A 15,576-nucleotide genomic window follows, 5' to 3' on the forward strand; every position below is an offset into this window, starting at 1 on the left:
GGGCTGTGGCGAGGTTGGGGGGTCGAGTCGGCTTTTGCTGATGCTGTTGTGGCTGCAAGCCGGCCGACCCACGGGCAGGAGGATGCTGGGGATGGCACCGCTGTTCGGCATTAACCGGGCGACGCGCGGAGATACCCGTGTGGTCGGGCCTGTGGTGGCGATCTGGTATGCCGTCTTCATGATCCCGTTTTTCTATTGGGTGCGCGAACCGCGCAAAGCCGATGCCCTGCCCGTCGCCACGGCGTTGCGCGCCGCATGGCCGGAATTGCGCGCCACCTTGCGCGCCCTGCCCAAGCGCCGCTCGCTCACCTCGTTCCTCGTTTCTTCGATGTTTTACCGTGACGCGCTGAATGGCATTTACACATTCGGCGGGCTCTATGCGGCGGGCGTGCTGGGCTGGTCGATCACGATGATCGGCATTTTCGGCATTCTCGCGATCATTACCGGGGCGATCTTTGCGTGGCTTGGCGGCAAGGCCGATGATCGCTTTGGTCCGAAATCGGTGATCGTGGCCAATGTGGTGATCCTGACGGCGGTGGTGATCGGCGTCGTGTTCATCTCGCGCGACCATGTCTTTGGTATCGCCGTGCCGCCTGGCAGCTCGCTGCCCGATATCGCCTTTTACGTTCTGGGTGGGCTGATCGGGGCCTGCGGGGGCGCGCTGCAATCGGCGAGCCGCACAATGATGGTGCGTCAGGCTGACCCCGAGAAAATCACTGAACATTTCGGCCTCTACGCCTTGTCGGGCAAGGCCACCGCCTTTATCGCACCGCTCGCGATTGGGATCACCACGCAGATCAGTGACAATCAGTCCACCGGCATCACCCCGATTATCGTGCTTTTGATTTTGGGCCTTATCCTGCTAGGTTTCGTCAAGACCAACGGAGATCCGCAGCCCGAAGGGTAACCCATGTTTCGTTTTTTGATTATCGCCAGTGTTTCCTTAGTCACCTCGCTCTCTCCGGCCCTGTCCGAGCCCTTGGCCCGCCAACTCTTCGGCGCGAAATCGGCGCCCTCGCAACAAGCGCCGCAAGCGATCGGGTTCTACTCACGCGGCTGTGCGGCGGGATTGCAGGCGATGCCGCAGACCGGGCCGACATGGCAGGCGATGCGGCTGTCGCGCAATCGCAACTGGGGCCAGCCCGAGATGATCGCCTATTTGCAGGATCTATCGCGCTACGCGGCCAGCCTGCCGGGCTGGAAAGGTCTCTATATCGGCGATATTTCGCAGCCGCGCGGCGGGCCGATGACGGGGGGGCATGCCAGCCACCAGATCGGGCTGGATGCCGATGTCTGGATGCTGCCGCCGCAACGTCTTGATCTGAGCCGGGCGCAGCGCGAGAAAATCTCGTCGATCTCGGTGCGCTCCGCCGATCAGCGCCGTACCAATGGCAACTGGACGCCGCAACATATGGCACTGCTGCGCCATGCTGCTTCTGATCCGCGTGTAGAACGCGTCTTCGTCACGGCCGCCGCCAAGATCGCGATGTGCAACGCGGCGCCGCGCAATGATCGCGCCTGGTTGCAAAAAATCCGCCCGATTTACGGCCATAACACGCATTTTCATGTGCGCCTCAAATGCCCGCCCGGTGCGCGCTATTGTCAGGCGCAAAAGCCCACGGTGGCGACGCTCTCCAAAGGGGGAGATGGCTGTGATGAGACGCTGAACTGGTGGGTGACCGATTATCTCAACCCGCCGAAAACCACTGCGCCGCCCAAGAAGAAAGGCCCGCGCAAGAAAAACGCCAAGACCTATGTCATGGCGGATCTGCCCAGCCAATGCCGCGCCGTTTTGTCCGCACGCTGATTGCAGGGGTGCTGGCGCTGGGGTTTGCGGGGCTGTCAGCCGCCGCCGACCCTGTGCGTGCGCAATTCCTGCAATCCTATCGCTGGCAGATCCCGGATCAGCCCCTTTTCGGTGGCTTCTCGGGGTTTGAGATCGGCCCGCAGGGGCGCGATTTCGTCACCCAATCAGATCGCGCGACGCTGTGGCGCGGTCAAATTCAGCGCGATGCGCAGGGCGAGATCATCGGGATTGCCCTGACGTCGGGGCCAACCAAGCTGCATGACGCCAAGGGCGCGCTGATGACGCGTCGCTTTGCCGATTCCGAAGGCTTGGCGCTTGCGCCTGACGGATCGGTCTATCTGTCGTTCGAAGGCGTCGCCCGCGTGGCCCATTTCGCAACCGATGGCGGCCCGGCACGCGATCTACCGCGTCCCGAGGCGTTCAAAAATATGCAGCGCAACTCCTCGTTTGAATCGCTGGCAATTGCACCCGATGGCACGCTTTACACGATGCCCGAACGCTCTGGCTCGCTGGATGCCCCTTTCCCGATCTGGCGCTATCGCAACGGCGAATGGAGCCAACCTTTCGACATCCCGCGCGCGGGCGATTGGCTGCCAGTGGGCGCAGATTTCGGCCCCGACGGGCGGCTTTACGTGCTGGAGCGCGACTTTTGGGGGTTGTTGGGCTTTCTCACCCGCGTGCAGGTGTTTGACATCACCGGTGACACGCTAAGTGGCGGCGACGTGCTGATCCAGACCGGACCGGGCAAGCATGACAACCTCGAAGGCATTTCCGCTTGGCGCGATAGCACCGGAGCGATCCGTCTGACGATGATCTCGGATGACAATTTCCGCATCTTCCAGCGCACCGAAATTGTCGAATACCGCCTGCCGCCGAACCCCGAAGGGGATTGACGCACGCGCATCATCGGCGTATCGCGCGCCCTTGCTTGGATCGACCAAGCCATGTCCCCGCTACCATGTAAAAACGGATGAAATGATGACCCGCTTCCTACCTGGCATTCTTGCCATGGCCATTATCGTTGTGGCCTCCAATATTCTCGTGCAATTCCTCGTCGGCGATTGGCTGACCTGGGGCGCGTTCACTTATCCCTTCGCCTTTCTCGTCAATGACGTGATGAACCGCGTCTACGGGCCCGCCGCCGCGCGCCGTGTGGTGTTTGCCGGTTTCGTCGCCGGCGTGGCCTGCTCGCTCATCGGCTCTCAGATCATGCTGCAAGGCGATGGCTACACCTACCCCGCAGTGACCTTGCGCATCGCGCTGGGCTCGGGCGCGGCCTTCCTTGTGGCGCAACTGACCGACGTGTTCATCTTTGACAAACTGCGCAACGGGGTGTGGTGGCGCGCGCCTGCGGTGTCCACGCTAATCGGGGCCTCGCTCGATACGATGATCTTCTTCTCGATCGCGTTTTCGGCCACGCTGACCTTCATCGAGCCGTCCAATGACGTGTCTTGGGCGGGGGCGCATCTGCCGCTTCTGGGGCTTGGCCCGGAAGTGCCGCTTTGGGTGTCGCTCGCTTGCGCCGATTGGCTTGTAAAACTTGCCCTGACTTTAATCGCACTGCTGCCTTTCAAGGCACTTGTCACAAAACTTTCTCCACGGATTGCGTAAAAAAACTTGTCACACACAAAATATGTGGCAGGCTGTGGATAACGGCAACGCATGAAAGGAGGTGGTCCAGTGTCTAGAGTGATAGTGGAGAGAGGTGTCGGGACAGTGAGGGGGGCCGTGGCCTGAGGGCAAACCCTGGGGCAAAAGAACCCTGACTGGGACGGCTGGATCCTTCGGACCCTAACCGGACCATCTCCGTAGATCTCGGAGGGCCGTCTCACATCGAGACGGCCCTTTCCGTATTGTGATCGCGTCCAGATATCAGGCGACAGACCGCGCGTCCTGCCTTGCAGGGCTGGACGTTGAGGCCATTTGGTGGCATCCCGAAGACCAAGCAAGGAGCGAGCGAATGAGCGATGAACAGCCCGACGTAAAAACCCTCAGCTTCGAGCAGGCGATGAAGGCCCTCGAAGACGTTGTCAGCCAGTTGGAACATGGCGATGTGGCGCTGGATCGCTCGATTGCGCTGTATGAACGCGGTGCCGAGCTGAAAGCGCGCTGTGCCAAGCTGCTCAAAGAGGCTGAGGAACGGGTCGAAAAAATCACCCTTGGCGCCGATGGCGCGCCGCAGGGCACGACCCCGGTCGACGGGCTGTAAATGTTCAACGCGCGTCTGTCAGAGGTCCAAGCTGCGGTGCAAACGGCGCTTGATGAGGCCGTGGCGCGCCAGCCCGAAGGCCCTCTGCGCGCGCCGATGCATTACGCGCTGCAAGGCGGCAAACGCTTGCGGGCGTTTCTCGTGCTCGAAAGTGCGGCCTTATTCGATCTCCCGCAAGCCCAAGCCATGCCCGCCGCCGCTGCCGTCGAGGCGCTGCATGCTTTCAGTCTCGTGCATGATGATATGCCCTGCATGGATGACGATGATCTGCGCCGCGGCCAGCCCACTGTTCACGTCAAATGGGATGAGGCCACCGCCGTTCTGACGGGCGATGCGCTGCAAACGCTGGCGTTTGAGCTGTGTTGTGATCCGATTTTGGGCGCGCCTGAACGCCGGATCGCGCTGGTCGAGGCTTTGGCCAAATCGACTGGGGCGGCTGGGATGTGTCATGGCCAAGCGCTGGATATTGCCGCTGAAACCGCAAGCACACCGCTGACCCTTGAGCAGATTATCGCCTTGCAAGCGGGCAAGACTGGCGCGCTGATTTCCTTTTCGGCGCGCGCTGGGGCAATTTTGGCTGGGGCCGATCAAACCGCGCTGCGGATCTATTCTGATGCGGTGGGTCTCGCCTTTCAGATCGCGGATGACATTCTCGATGTGACCGGCGATGAGGCCGCAACCGGCAAGCGTGTTGGCAAGGATGCGCTGGCGGGCAAGGCGACCTTTGTGTCTTTGCTGGGCCTGAGCGGCGCGCAGACCCGTGCCGCTGAGTTGATCGAAACCGCGACAGATGTGCTCTCTGCCTATGGCGACAAGGCGGAAAACTTGCGAGAGGCCGCGCGTTTCGTTATCTCCCGTAGAACTTGAGCCATCCGAAAGCACCCAAATGAGCGATAGCGCCTCCCCCCTGACTGCAACCCCGATCCTTGATCGGGTGCGTTTGCCTGCGGACATGAAAGGGCTGTCGGATCTTGAGCTGAAAAAGCTGGCCGAAGAATTGCGCAGCGAAACCATTTCCGCAGTGTCACAAACCGGCGGGCATCTTGGGGCAGGGCTGGGCGTGGTCGAGTTGACTGTGGCGCTGCATGCCGTGTTTGACGCGCCGCGCGACAAGATCATCTGGGATGTCGGCCATCAATGCTACCCGCATAAAATCCTGACCGGGCGGCGCGACCGCATCCGGACCCTGCGCATGAAAGACGGGCTGTCGGGTTTCACGAAACGCTCGGAAAGCCCCTATGACGCGTTCGGCGCGGGGCATAGCTCGACCTCGATCTCGGCGGCTGTCGGATTCACGATGGGGCGCGAGTTGGGCGCGGAGACCGGCGACGCGATTGCGGTGATCGGTGATGGCGCGATGTCGGGCGGCATGGCGTTTGAGGCGATGAACCACGCAGGCCACTTGGGCAAGCGGATGTTTGTCGTGCTCAACGATAATGAAATGTCGATTGCCCCGCCGGTTGGCGCCCTGTCGTCTTATCTGACCCGGCTTTACGCTGAGGGACCGGTGCAAGACCTCAAGGAAGTCGCCAAGGGCGCTGCGCGGGCTTTCCTCCCCGAGGCGTTCCACGAAGGCGCGCGCCGTGCCAAGGAAATGCTCAAGGGCATGGCGATGGGCGGCACCCTGTTCGAAGAGCTTGGTTTTACCTATGTCGGGCCGGTCGATGGTCATGATCTTGATCAGCTTTTGCCGGTGCTGCGCATGCTCAAGACCCGCGCCAAGGGGCCTGTGCTAATCCATGCGCTGACGAAAAAGGGCAAAGGCTATACCCATGCCGAAAGCCGCCCCGATGGCGGCCATGCGACCGCCAAATTCGACGTCGCGACCGGCACGCAGGTCAAGGCGATCTCGAATGCGCCCAGCTATACCAAGGTCTTCGCCGAAAGCCTGATCAAGGAAGCCGCGAAGGACGAAAAAATCGTGGCGATCACGGCGGCGATGCCTGATGGCACCGGGCTGAATATGTTTGCCCAACTCTATCCGCGCCGCTGCTTTGATGTGGGTATTGCCGAACAGCACGCGGTGACCTTCTCGGCCGGGCTTGCGGCCTCGGGGATGAAACCGTTCTGCGCGATCTACTCGACCTTCCTGCAACGCGGCTACGATCAGATCGTGCATGACGTGGCGATTCAACGCCTTCCCGTGCGCTTTGCCATCGACCGCGCCGGGCTTGTGGGCGCCGATGGCGCGACCCATGCGGGCAGCTTCGATGTGGGCTTCATGGCCAGCCTGCCGGGCATGGTGGTGATGGCCGCCGCCGATGAGGCCGATCTGGTGCATATGGTCGCCACCGCCGCCGCCTATGACGCGGGCCCCATCGCGTTCCGCTATCCGCGCGGCGAGGGGATGGGCGTGGAGATGCCCGAAACTGGCGTGCCGCTGGAAATCGGCAAAGGCCGGATGATCGCCGAAGGGGGCCGCGTCGCGATTCTCAGCTACGGCACCCGTCTGGCCGAAGTCCTCAAGGCGCGCGAAGCGTTGCAGGCGCGCGGTCTTGCGCCGACTGTTGCGGATGCGCGTTTCGCCAAGCCGCTCGACACCGATCTGATCGACCAGCTCGTCGCCAATCACGAGGCGCTGATCTGCATCGAAGAGGGCGCGATTGGCGGCTTTGGCAGCCATGTCGCGCAGTACCTAGCCGATCAGGGCGTGTTTGATCGTGGCTTCAAGTTCCGCTCGATGGTGTTGCCCGACACGTTCATCGACCATGCCTCGCCCGAGGATATGTATCGCTCGGCGGGGATGGAGGCGTCTCAGATCGAGGCCAAGGTGCTGGAGGTGCTCGGGGTGGCCGTGGCCAAGCGCGCCTGAGATAAGCGGCGCTTAATTCCGGCAGGCACAAATAAGCGTGGCTTATGCGGCCTCGGTCGCACTTAGCAATCCCTCATCAACCAACCGTTGCGCCCAGCCTTCGGGCCCCTCAAACAGATGCGTTTTCCAGCCAAACGTGTGCGCCGTCGCGATATTGTCGTTGCGATCATCGGTGAACAAAAACTGATGCCCGCTCAACCCGCTCGCTGCCTCGACCATCTCATAGATTTTCGGATCGGGCTTGGTCACGCCCATATGCCCTGAGATAAAATCGCGATCGAACGCGCGCAGGAATGGGTAATGGGTCGCGGCGAAATCATAGCTGCCAATGCCAAAATTCGTCAGCGAAAATACCGGCATCCCCTTGGCCTGAAGCGCCTTCATCAAGCGCAGCGAATGCGGAATCTCGGGCGTCGCCATCTTGATCCAGTCATCGTGCCACAGCAGGATCTTGTCACGCCATTTCGGGTGTTGATCGGCCATCGCATAGATTGTCTCGCGAAATGGCGCGCCGCGGTCGATATCGTCATTCATCGCGTGCAGATCGACCTGTGCAAACATTTCCTCGCGCTCGGAGACGGGCATGATCGCGTCGTAATAGCGCTCGGGTTGCCATTCGATCAGCACATTGCCGATGTCGAAAATCACGGCTTCAACCATTGTTTGCCTCTCTCATCGCGGCCCGCGTGATGCGATCAAGCGCATCCGCAAAGCGAGATCTGTCTGCCTTGGAAAACGGCTTGCCCCCGCCTTGGCGAAACGGGTCGGCGCTGCGCAAATCTGTCATCAAATCGCGTGTCGCCAGCACATTGCCGATATTGGCCGGTGTCAGCGCCTCGCCATCGGGGCGCAAAACGCGCGCGCCCGCGTCAACGCATTTCGCCGCCAGCGGAATGTCATTGGTCACCACGACATCGCCGACCGTCGCGCGTTCGGCGATATACATGTCAGCAATATCAGGGCCTTGGTCGACATAGACCATCTCAACCAACGGGTTGGGCGAGGGCCGCAACCCGCCATTGCTGACCAAGATCAGCTTCACCTTCAGTCGGGTCGCGACGGTCTCAGCCTCGGCTTTGACCGGGCAGGCATCGGCATCAATCCAGATCACTGCCAAAGCGCCTCGGCATGGAAATCGATGTGATCGGGCATGAAGCTTTGCACAAAGAAATAGCTGTGATCATAGCCCTGTTGCATGCGGAATGTGCCGGGTTGACGGCGTGTTGCCATCGCGCCCGCCAAAGCCTCGGGACGCAACAATTCGAGGAACTGATCCGACGTGCCCTGATCAATCAACACTTCACCATCAAATCCGATATCGCGCATCAGATGCGAGGCATCATGCTGCGCCCAAGCCGTTTCATCGCTGCCCAGATAGGCGCCCAACTGCTTGCGCCCCCAATCTGACATCAGCGGATTGGCAATCGGCGCAAAGGCCGAGACCGAGCGGAACCGCCCCGGCAAACCCATCGCCAGCGTCAGCGCGCCATGCCCGCCCATCGAATGGCCAGTGATTGATTGACGCTCGCCATCAATGGCGAAAGCCGCGGTCACGACACGGGGCAATTCTTCGGCGATGTAATCCCACATCTGGAAATGCGCCGCCCAAGGGTCTTGCGTGGCGTTGACGTAAAACCCCGCGCCTTGACCCAGATCGTAATCCTCGTGATCGGCCACGCCTTCACCACGCGGGCTTGTGTCGGGGAACACCAGCGCAATACCGTGCTCGGCGGCAAAGGCCTGCGCGCCGGCTTTGGTCATCGCGTTGTCATGGGTGCAGGTCAGCCCGGAGAGATACCACAGCACCGGAACGGGGCCGAATTCGGCCTCGGCGGGCAGGAACAGGCCAAAGGTCATTTCGCAATTCGTGACCTTTGAATCATGCGAATAGACGCCTTGAACGCCCCCAAAACAGCGATTTTCCGAGATCGTACGCATTGCGCTCTCCTACATTTGTACCCAGTGAATGACCGCCGGAACCGTCAGAATCGAAACGGCGGTGGAAACGAGGATCGCCGCAGACACGCGCTGCGGCGCGACCCCGTAATGCTGCGCCAGAATATAGACATTGCCCGCCACGGGAAGGGCCGCCGCTGCAATCATCACCGCCGCCGCGTAGGGATCAACATCAAAGATCATCAGCGAGGTGATGGCAATCGCAACGGGATGCAGGAAAAGCTTGCCAAAGGACAGCCAGATCGCGGGCGCGGGTTTCTCGGCGGATTTGAACGCAAGCGAAGCCCCGATGGCGAAAAGCGCGCCCGGTGTCGCGGCGGCGCCAAGAAGCGTCATGAACTCCTCAATCGGCGCCGGAATCGGCCATTTCAGCCCCGCCCAGATCAGCCCGGCCCCCATCGACACAATCATCGGGTTTTTCAGCAGGCCCAGTGCGATGGGCGCAACCGAAACCTTCCCGTGGCGCGCGGCCGTGATGATGATCGTGATGATTGAGGAAAACACAATCAAATCACAGGACAAGACCATCAGTACCGGGCCAACCGCTTGCGGGCCAAGCAACACCACCAGCATCGGCACGCCGAGAAAGCCGGTATTGCCGGTCATCGCGGTGTGGCTTTCCATTGCGGCCAAGGTCGTGGGCAGCTTGCGCGCCTTGGCCACAAGGAATGTGAGAATCCAGACCGCACCCGAGCCGCTGAGATAGGCCAGCACGAATTGCGGATCAAACAGCTCGGCCAGTTTCAGATTGGCCGAAAATTTGAACAGCATCGCAGAAAGCGCGAAATAAAAGACGAATTTCGTCAGCCACGCGGTCGCTTCGGCGGTGAAAAACCGGATTCTACCGGCAAACCAGCCCAGCCCGACCAGGGCGAAAAACGGCAGTGTCTTGAGGAAAATCTCCAGCATGAACAAGCGCTAGCATGCGTTTGCGCCGAGTGCCAGAGACCGAATGCGCGCTGTAGGTGCTGTCGCGCGCGCCACCTGCATTGCAACACGGTTTTCGGGTTGAATGCAGGCGCGCCGTCTTTCATCTAGCCCGAAATACTCCCGCCGGAGGCTCCTGTGGGTCGGACCCGCGCTGGCGCCAATTCAGCCCGCGCCGATCAACACACCGGCTGCAAAGACCAGCGCGCCGCCCAGCACAACCTGAAAGGCTGCGCGCAGAAACGGGGTTTCCATAAAGCGGTTCTGAATCCAGGTGATCGCCCAAAGCTCGAGGAACACGACGATCATGGCGATCGTGGTTGCGGTCCAGAAATCGGGGATCAGATAGGGCAGCGCGTGCCCCAAGCCGCCAAGCGTTGTCATCACGCCCGAGGCGACACCACGCTTCATGGGCGAGCCGCGCCCCGAGATTACGCCGTCATCATGGGCGGCCTCGGTGAAGCCCATTGAGATCCCCGCACCAACCGATGCGGCCAGACCCACGAGCAACGTGGTGTGCGGGTCATGCGTGGCGAAAGCGGTGGCGAAAATCGGGGCCAGTGTGGACACCGAGCCGTCCATCAGCCCGGCCAAACCCGGCTGCACCCATGTCAGAATGAACTGGCGATGAGCCTTGCGGTCTTCCTCGTCCTTGGCGTCTTCGGTGAGATGGGTCGCGCTGAGTTCGACGGCCGTTTTCTCATGGCCCAATTCTGCAGCGGCCAGATCGCCCAGCAGCTTGCGGGTATCAGCGTCTGAACTGCGCTGGGCGGCGAGGGTGTAGAACTTCCCGGCATCGCGCTCCATCGCCTCGGCCTCGCCGCGGATCGTTTCGAGCGACAGGTTCTTGGCCAGCCAGATCGGTTTGCGGGCATAGAATCCTGCCACATGTTCGCGCCGAATAAGCGGGATGACATCGCCAAAGCGCGCCTTATGAGCCTCGATCAGGCGGCGACGATGTTCATCCTCTTCCAGCGCCATCCCGTCAAAGATTTGTGCCGAAGCGGGATATTCCTTGCGCAGTTTTTCGCCATATTGGCGGTAAATCTGCGCATCATCCTCTTCAGAAGAGATCGCAAGCGCGAGCACTTCTTGTTCAGACAAATCGGCGAAACGGCGACGAGAGGTAAACCCAGCGAACATGTGGAATCCTTTTTTAGAACGCTTCTAAACTAGCAAGGGTTGCGGCGATTGCAATGCAGTATTTTGAACCAATTAGTTCAGAACATCTTGAAAAGCGAACGACTCGGTTCATATTGGAATCTGAACGAAGCAGTTCAGATTTGGAGAGATGAAATGAAACGTATGATAATCGCTTTGGCTTTGACGATGATGACGACAGGCACCGCCTCGGCGGGGGTCGGAGATTTCTCGTTGCCACGACTCGAATTCCCGACAACGGGCGGCGATGTGACGCAGGCGTGCAACCCCCTGACGCAGGCATGTGCGCAGGATTAATCGCGCCCCAGATGCGCCTCTCCGCGCTTGGCTGCGAGGCGCATCTGGTGCTCACGTTCCCGAAAGCGCGCGCGATCGGCGTCAGAAAATTCGCCAATACAGCGGGGACATGACACGCCTTGTTCAAAATCGGGATGCTGCTTGTCTTGGGCGGAAACGGGGCGGCGACAGGCGTGGCAGCTTTCGTAATCGCCAACCTCCAACCCGTGGCGCAGGCTCACCCGATTGTCGAAAACAAAGCAATCGCCGTTCCAGAGGGACCCCTCTGCGGGCATTTCCTCAAGGTATTTTAGGATGCCGCCTTTGAGATGGTAAACATCTGTAACACCCTCGGAAATCAAGAAATTCGTCGCCTTTTCGCAGCGAATACCCCCGGTGCAGAACATCGCGACACGCTTGTTGTGAAAGCGCGGTGCGTTTTCACGCCACCAGTCGGGAAATTCGCGGAATGACTTGGTTTGAGGGTCAATCGCGCCCTCAAACGTGCCGATCTCGACCTCGTAATCGTTGCGCGTGTCGATCACCACCGTGTCGGGCGAAGCGATCAGATCGTTCCAGGCGGCGGGCTCGACATAGTGGCCAACGCGGGCGCGCGGATCGACATCGGCAATCCCCATCGTGACAATTTCGCGCTTGAGCCGCACCTTCATTTTGCCAAAGGGCATCTTCGGCGCGCCGCTTTCTTTCCACTCAAGATCAGCGCAACCGGGCAGGGCGCGGATATGGGACAGCATCGCGTCAATGCCCGCACGCGAGCCCGCAATGGTGCCGTTGATCCCCTCGCGTGCCAGCAAAAGCGAGCCTTTGACGCCCTGCGCGCGTGCCAGATCGGCCAGCGGCGCCTGAAGCGCGGCAGGATCGGGGAACTTGGTGAAATGGTAAAGCGCTGCAACAGTAATCATGAGAGGGGGCTTAGCGCCGCAGGGGGTATTCTGGCAAGGGCCGGATTGACCGCGCAGGCCCGCCGCCCTACCCATTGTGAAAGCCATGAGGAAAACCATGACCAAAGCCTTGATCGTGATCGATGTGCAAAATGACTTTTGCCCCGGCGGCAAACTGGCGGTTGAAGGCGGTGATGAGATTATCGCGCGGATCAACGCGCTGATGTCGGAGTTCGAGGTGGTCGTGCTGACGCAGGACTGGCACCCGGCGGGGCATTCGTCTTTTGCCTCAAGCCATGAGGGGGCAGCGGCGTTCACCCAGATCCATATGGAGTATGGGGTGCAGACGCTCTGGCCCGATCATTGCGTGCAAGGCAGCAAGGGCGCAGAGTTTCACGCGGATCTGGCCGTTGATCGCGCGCAGATGGTGATCCGCAAAGGGTTCCGCGCGGCGGTCGACAGTTATTCGGCGTTCTTTGAAAACGACCACAAAACCACCACGGGGCTGGCCGGGTATCTGCGCGACCGGGGCGTGGAGGAGCTAACCTTCGTCGGGCTCGCGACCGATTTCTGCGTCGCGTGGTCGGCGCTGGACGCGGCAAACCTGGGGTTCAAGGTAACGGTGCTGGAAGGCGCATGTCGCGCGATTGATTTAGACGGATCGCTGGCTGCGGCGCGCGATGCAATGCGCGCGGCTGGCGTGACACTGGAGCACTGAACATGGCCGATATCGCCACCCGCGTTTACAATCACAAATGGAAAATCGACCCGATCGTGCGCTCGCTGATCGATACGGATTTCTACAAGCTATTGATGTGCCAGTCTATTTTTCGCAACCATCCGGATACACAGGTCACCTTTTCGCTGATCAATCGCAGCAAATCGGTGCGTCTGGCCGATCTGGTCGATGAGGGCGAGTTGCGCGAGCAGTTGGATTATGCGCGCTCGTTGACACTGGCGCGGGGCGAAAGCACATGGCTGCGCGGCAACACGTTTTACGGCAAGCGGCAGATGTTCCGCCCCGATTTCATGGAGTGGTTCGAGGGGTTCCAACTGCCGCCCTATCATCTGGAAAAGCGTGACGGCCAGTATGAGCTGACCTTTGAAGGCAAATGGCATGAGGTCATGCTGTGGGAAATTCCGGCGCTGGCGATCTTGATGGAGCTGCGCGGGCGTGCGGTGCTGAACCGGATGGGTCGGTTTGAGTTGCAGGTGCTCTATGCGCGCGCGATGACGAAGGTTTGGGAGAAGATCGAGGCGTTGCGCGATTTGCCGGGCCTCAAGATCGCGGATTTCGGCACGCGACGGCGGCACTCGTTCCTGTGGCAGGATTGGTGCGTGCGCGCGATGCTTGAGGGGCTGGGCGATAGCGGCAAAGGAGGCGCGTTTACCGGCACCTCGAATTGCCTGATTGCGATGCGGCGCGACATCGAGGCGGTGGGCACCAACGCGCATGAACTGCCGATGGTCTATGCCGCGCTCGCCGATACCGATGCGGCCTTGGCGCAGGCTCCGTACCGGGTGCTGGCGGATTGGCACGAAGAGCATGACGGTAATCTGCGCATCATCCTGCCCGATACCTATGGCACCAAGGGCTTCCTTGATCGCGCGCCCGACTGGTTGGCGGGCTGGACGGGGATTCGCATCGATTCAGGCGATCCGGCAGCGGGTGCAGAGGTTGCGATCGAGTGGTGGAAATCGCGTGGCGAAGATCCGCGCGACAAGCTGGTGATTTTTTCGGATGGTCTGAACGTGAACAAGATCCGCGAATTGCACGCGCAGTTCTTGGGCCGCGTAAAGGTCAGCTTTGGCTGGGGCACGCTGCTGACCAATGATTTTCGCGGCCTTGTGCCCGATGATGGGCTCGCGCCGTTCAGCCTTGTGTGCAAGGCAGTGTCGGCCAATGGGCGCCCGACGGTCAAACTGTCGGACAATCCCGAAAAGGCCATGGGGCCCGCCGATGAGATCGCGCGGTACAAACGGGTGTTCGGAGTTGGTGCGCAGCAGGCGATGGATGTGATCGTTTAGGCGATCAGCCAGTTCAGCAAGATATAGATCAGGGCCGATAGGCCTGCGCTGACCGGCACTGTGATGATCCAGGCTGCCGCCACCGTCAGCATATGCGAGCGGCGCACCAAAAGGCGGCGTTTGCGCTCTTCGATAGGGACGGGTTTGCCTTTGTTGATGCCAAGATCGCGGGCGCGTTTCTCGGAATGCCATTCGCGATAAAAGCCGACGCCAAAGATGCCACCGACTGCGATATGGGTCGAGCTGACCGGCAAGCCCAGCCACGAGGCCACGATGACCGTGATCGCGGCGGACAGGGCGACGCAATAGGCGCGCATCGGGTTGAGTTTGGTGATTTCATTGCCCACCAGACGGATCAGTTTCGGCCCGAAAAGCAACAGACCGACCGAAATTCCCAGTGCCCCCACGGCCATCACCCAGAACGGGATGCCGACTTGCGACGCGATATCGCCTTGCTCGACCGTGTGCACGATGGCCGCCAGCGGCCCCACCGCATTGGCGACGTCATTGGCGCCATGGGCAAAGCTGAGCAAGGCCGCCGACACGATCAGGGGCAGTGAGAACAGCGATTTAAGCGATTTCTTGCGATTCTCCATGCCTTCAGACTGGCGGCGGATCATCGGGATCGTGAGCAGCCAGCACGCGATGCCCGTTGCGAGGCCAATCAGGACGGCCTCCAGCAGGGAGATCTTGAACAGGTGCTTCAGCCCTTTGAGCGCCAGATAGGCGGCAAAGGCCCCGGCCATGATGCCGATCAGGATGGGCACCCATTTGCGCGCGGCGGCGATCTTGTCATCGACGTAGACGACCTTGGATTTGATAATCGCAAGGAACAGGGCCGCAATCACCCCGCCCATCACCGGCGAAATCACCCAGCTTGCCGCGATCATGCCCATCGTGCCCCAGTCGACCGCGCCAAAGCCTGCCGCCACGATGCCCGCGCCGACAACGCCGCCGACGATGGAATGGGTGGTCGAGACCGGCGCGCCAAACCATGTCGCAAGGTTGAGCCAAAGGGCCGCTGCCAGAAGTGCCGCCATCATCGCCCAGACGAAATGCGTGGAATCGGGCAGGGCGCTGGGCTCGATGATGCCTTTGGCCACGGTATTCACGACATCGCCGCCCGCAACCAGCGCACCCAGCGATTCAAACACCGCCGCCAAAATCAGGGCCATGCCCAGCGTCATCGCCTTGGAGCCAACGGCCGGCCCCATATTGTTGGCCACGTCATTGGCCCCGATATTGAGCGCCATATAGGCCCCGATCGCCGCCGCTGCGACGACCAGAATCTGGCCGGATTGGCCGCCCATCAGCAGCGCCGCTGCAAGCCCGGCCAGCACGATGAAGGCCAGCGCCACGCCCGGCGCGACCAAGCCGCGAGAAACGGTCTGCGCGCCTACCTCGATCCGACTGATCCGTTTGAGATCTTTGTCGAGCGTTTTCCACTGATTGACGGGGGGCGTTCTGTCTTCGTCGCTCACTGTCGCAAACCTGTCAT

At 60.8% G+C, this 15,576-nt stretch carries 17 protein-coding genes; 10 read left to right on the forward strand and 7 right to left on the reverse strand.

The window, feature by feature from the left end; all coding sequences use genetic code 11:
- From QZ571_RS10740 to dxs, 7 genes are all read left to right on the forward strand, one after another.
- On the forward strand, nucleotides 1-907 hold a 907-nt coding region (locus QZ571_RS10740), incomplete at its 5' end, for an MFS transporter (RefSeq protein ID WP_295534333.1).
- A gap of 3 nt (nucleotides 908-910) precedes the next feature.
- Nucleotides 911-1,807 carry a penicillin-insensitive murein endopeptidase gene (gene mepA, locus QZ571_RS10745; protein WP_295534336.1) on the forward strand — a complete coding sequence of 299 codons (897 nt, stop codon included), beginning with the start codon at nucleotides 911-913 and terminating at the stop codon, nucleotides 1,805-1,807.
- Nucleotides 1,780-2,700 carry an esterase-like activity of phytase family protein gene (locus tag QZ571_RS10750; protein WP_295534339.1) on the forward strand — a complete coding sequence of 307 codons (921 nt, stop codon included), beginning with the start codon at nucleotides 1,780-1,782 and terminating at the stop codon, nucleotides 2,698-2,700. The genes mepA and QZ571_RS10750 overlap by 28 nt, the downstream gene beginning before the upstream one ends.
- An 85-nt stretch (nucleotides 2,701-2,785) precedes the next feature.
- Nucleotides 2,786-3,418 carry a queuosine precursor transporter gene (locus QZ571_RS10755; RefSeq protein WP_295534341.1) on the forward strand — a complete coding sequence of 211 codons (633 nt, stop codon included), beginning with the start codon at nucleotides 2,786-2,788 and terminating at the stop codon, nucleotides 3,416-3,418.
- 349 nt (nucleotides 3,419-3,767) lie between these two features.
- Nucleotides 3,768-4,016: an exodeoxyribonuclease VII small subunit gene (locus QZ571_RS10760; protein ID WP_295534343.1), complete on the forward strand. Its 249-nt coding sequence runs from the start codon at nucleotides 3,768-3,770 to the stop codon at nucleotides 4,014-4,016.
- Nucleotides 4,017-4,883: a farnesyl diphosphate synthase gene (locus tag QZ571_RS10765; protein WP_295534346.1), complete on the forward strand. Its 867-nt coding sequence runs from the start codon at nucleotides 4,017-4,019 to the stop codon at nucleotides 4,881-4,883.
- A gap of 19 nt (nucleotides 4,884-4,902) precedes the next feature.
- Nucleotides 4,903-6,828, forward strand: a complete 1,926-nt coding sequence (dxs, locus tag QZ571_RS10770; protein WP_295534349.1) for a 1-deoxy-D-xylulose-5-phosphate synthase — start codon at nucleotides 4,903-4,905, stop codon at nucleotides 6,826-6,828.
- Nucleotides 6,829-6,870: 42 nt separating this feature from the next.
- Here the strand turns inward: dxs and QZ571_RS10775 are convergent, their stop codons facing one another.
- From QZ571_RS10775 to mbfA, 5 genes are all read right to left on the reverse strand, one after another.
- Nucleotides 6,871-7,488, reverse strand: a complete 618-nt coding sequence (locus QZ571_RS10775) for an HAD-IA family hydrolase (protein ID WP_295534352.1) — start codon at nucleotides 7,486-7,488, stop codon at nucleotides 6,871-6,873.
- Nucleotides 7,481-7,945, reverse strand: coding sequence for a YaiI/YqxD family protein (locus QZ571_RS10780; protein WP_295534355.1), 465 nt, complete (start codon nucleotides 7,943-7,945; stop codon nucleotides 7,481-7,483). The genes QZ571_RS10775 and QZ571_RS10780 overlap by 8 nt, the downstream gene beginning before the upstream one ends.
- Complete coding sequence (fghA, locus tag QZ571_RS10785; protein WP_295534358.1) at nucleotides 7,936-8,766, reverse strand: S-formylglutathione hydrolase; 831 nt, start codon at nucleotides 8,764-8,766, stop codon at nucleotides 7,936-7,938. Before fghA ends, QZ571_RS10780 begins: the two co-directional genes overlap by 10 nt.
- A 9-nt stretch (nucleotides 8,767-8,775) precedes the next feature.
- Entirely contained in the window at nucleotides 8,776-9,693 is a 918-nt protein-coding gene (locus QZ571_RS10790; RefSeq protein WP_295534361.1) for an AEC family transporter, read from the reverse strand.
- A 183-nt stretch (nucleotides 9,694-9,876) separates the two neighbouring features.
- Nucleotides 9,877-10,854 (reverse strand): iron exporter MbfA, encoded by a 978-nt coding sequence (mbfA, locus tag QZ571_RS10795; RefSeq protein ID WP_295534364.1) that lies wholly within the window; start codon nucleotides 10,852-10,854, stop codon nucleotides 9,877-9,879.
- A 153-nt stretch (nucleotides 10,855-11,007) separates the two neighbouring features.
- Between mbfA and QZ571_RS10800 the strand changes: the two genes are divergently transcribed.
- On the forward strand, nucleotides 11,008-11,169 hold the full coding sequence (locus tag QZ571_RS10800) for a hypothetical protein (protein WP_295534367.1): 162 nt from the start codon (nucleotides 11,008-11,010) through the stop codon (nucleotides 11,167-11,169).
- Here the strand turns inward: QZ571_RS10800 and QZ571_RS10805 are convergent.
- Nucleotides 11,166-12,071, reverse strand: a complete 906-nt coding sequence (locus tag QZ571_RS10805; protein WP_295534370.1) for a rhodanese-related sulfurtransferase — start codon at nucleotides 12,069-12,071, stop codon at nucleotides 11,166-11,168. The genes QZ571_RS10800 and QZ571_RS10805 overlap by 4 nt on opposite strands.
- A gap of 97 nt (nucleotides 12,072-12,168) precedes the next feature.
- Here QZ571_RS10805 and pncA point away from each other — a divergent pair, with 97 nt between their 5' ends.
- Both pncA and pncB read left to right on the forward strand, forming a co-directional pair.
- Nucleotides 12,169-12,768, forward strand: a complete 600-nt coding sequence (gene pncA, locus QZ571_RS10810) for a bifunctional nicotinamidase/pyrazinamidase (protein WP_295534373.1) — start codon at nucleotides 12,169-12,171, stop codon at nucleotides 12,766-12,768.
- 2 nt (nucleotides 12,769-12,770) lie between these two features.
- On the forward strand, nucleotides 12,771-14,078 hold the full coding sequence (gene pncB / locus QZ571_RS10815; protein ID WP_295534376.1) for a nicotinate phosphoribosyltransferase: 1,308 nt from the start codon (nucleotides 12,771-12,773) through the stop codon (nucleotides 14,076-14,078).
- Here pncB and QZ571_RS10820 read toward each other — a convergent pair.
- Complete coding sequence (locus QZ571_RS10820) at nucleotides 14,075-15,559, reverse strand: inorganic phosphate transporter (RefSeq protein WP_295534379.1); 1,485 nt, start codon at nucleotides 15,557-15,559, stop codon at nucleotides 14,075-14,077. The two genes, pncB and QZ571_RS10820, sit on opposite strands and share 4 nt — an antisense overlap.
- Between the last annotated feature and the right edge of the window lie 17 nt (nucleotides 15,560-15,576).

The organism is uncultured Thioclava sp., assembly GCF_913064665.1.
Classification (GTDB): domain Bacteria; phylum Pseudomonadota; class Alphaproteobacteria; order Rhodobacterales; family Rhodobacteraceae; genus Thioclava; species Thioclava arctica.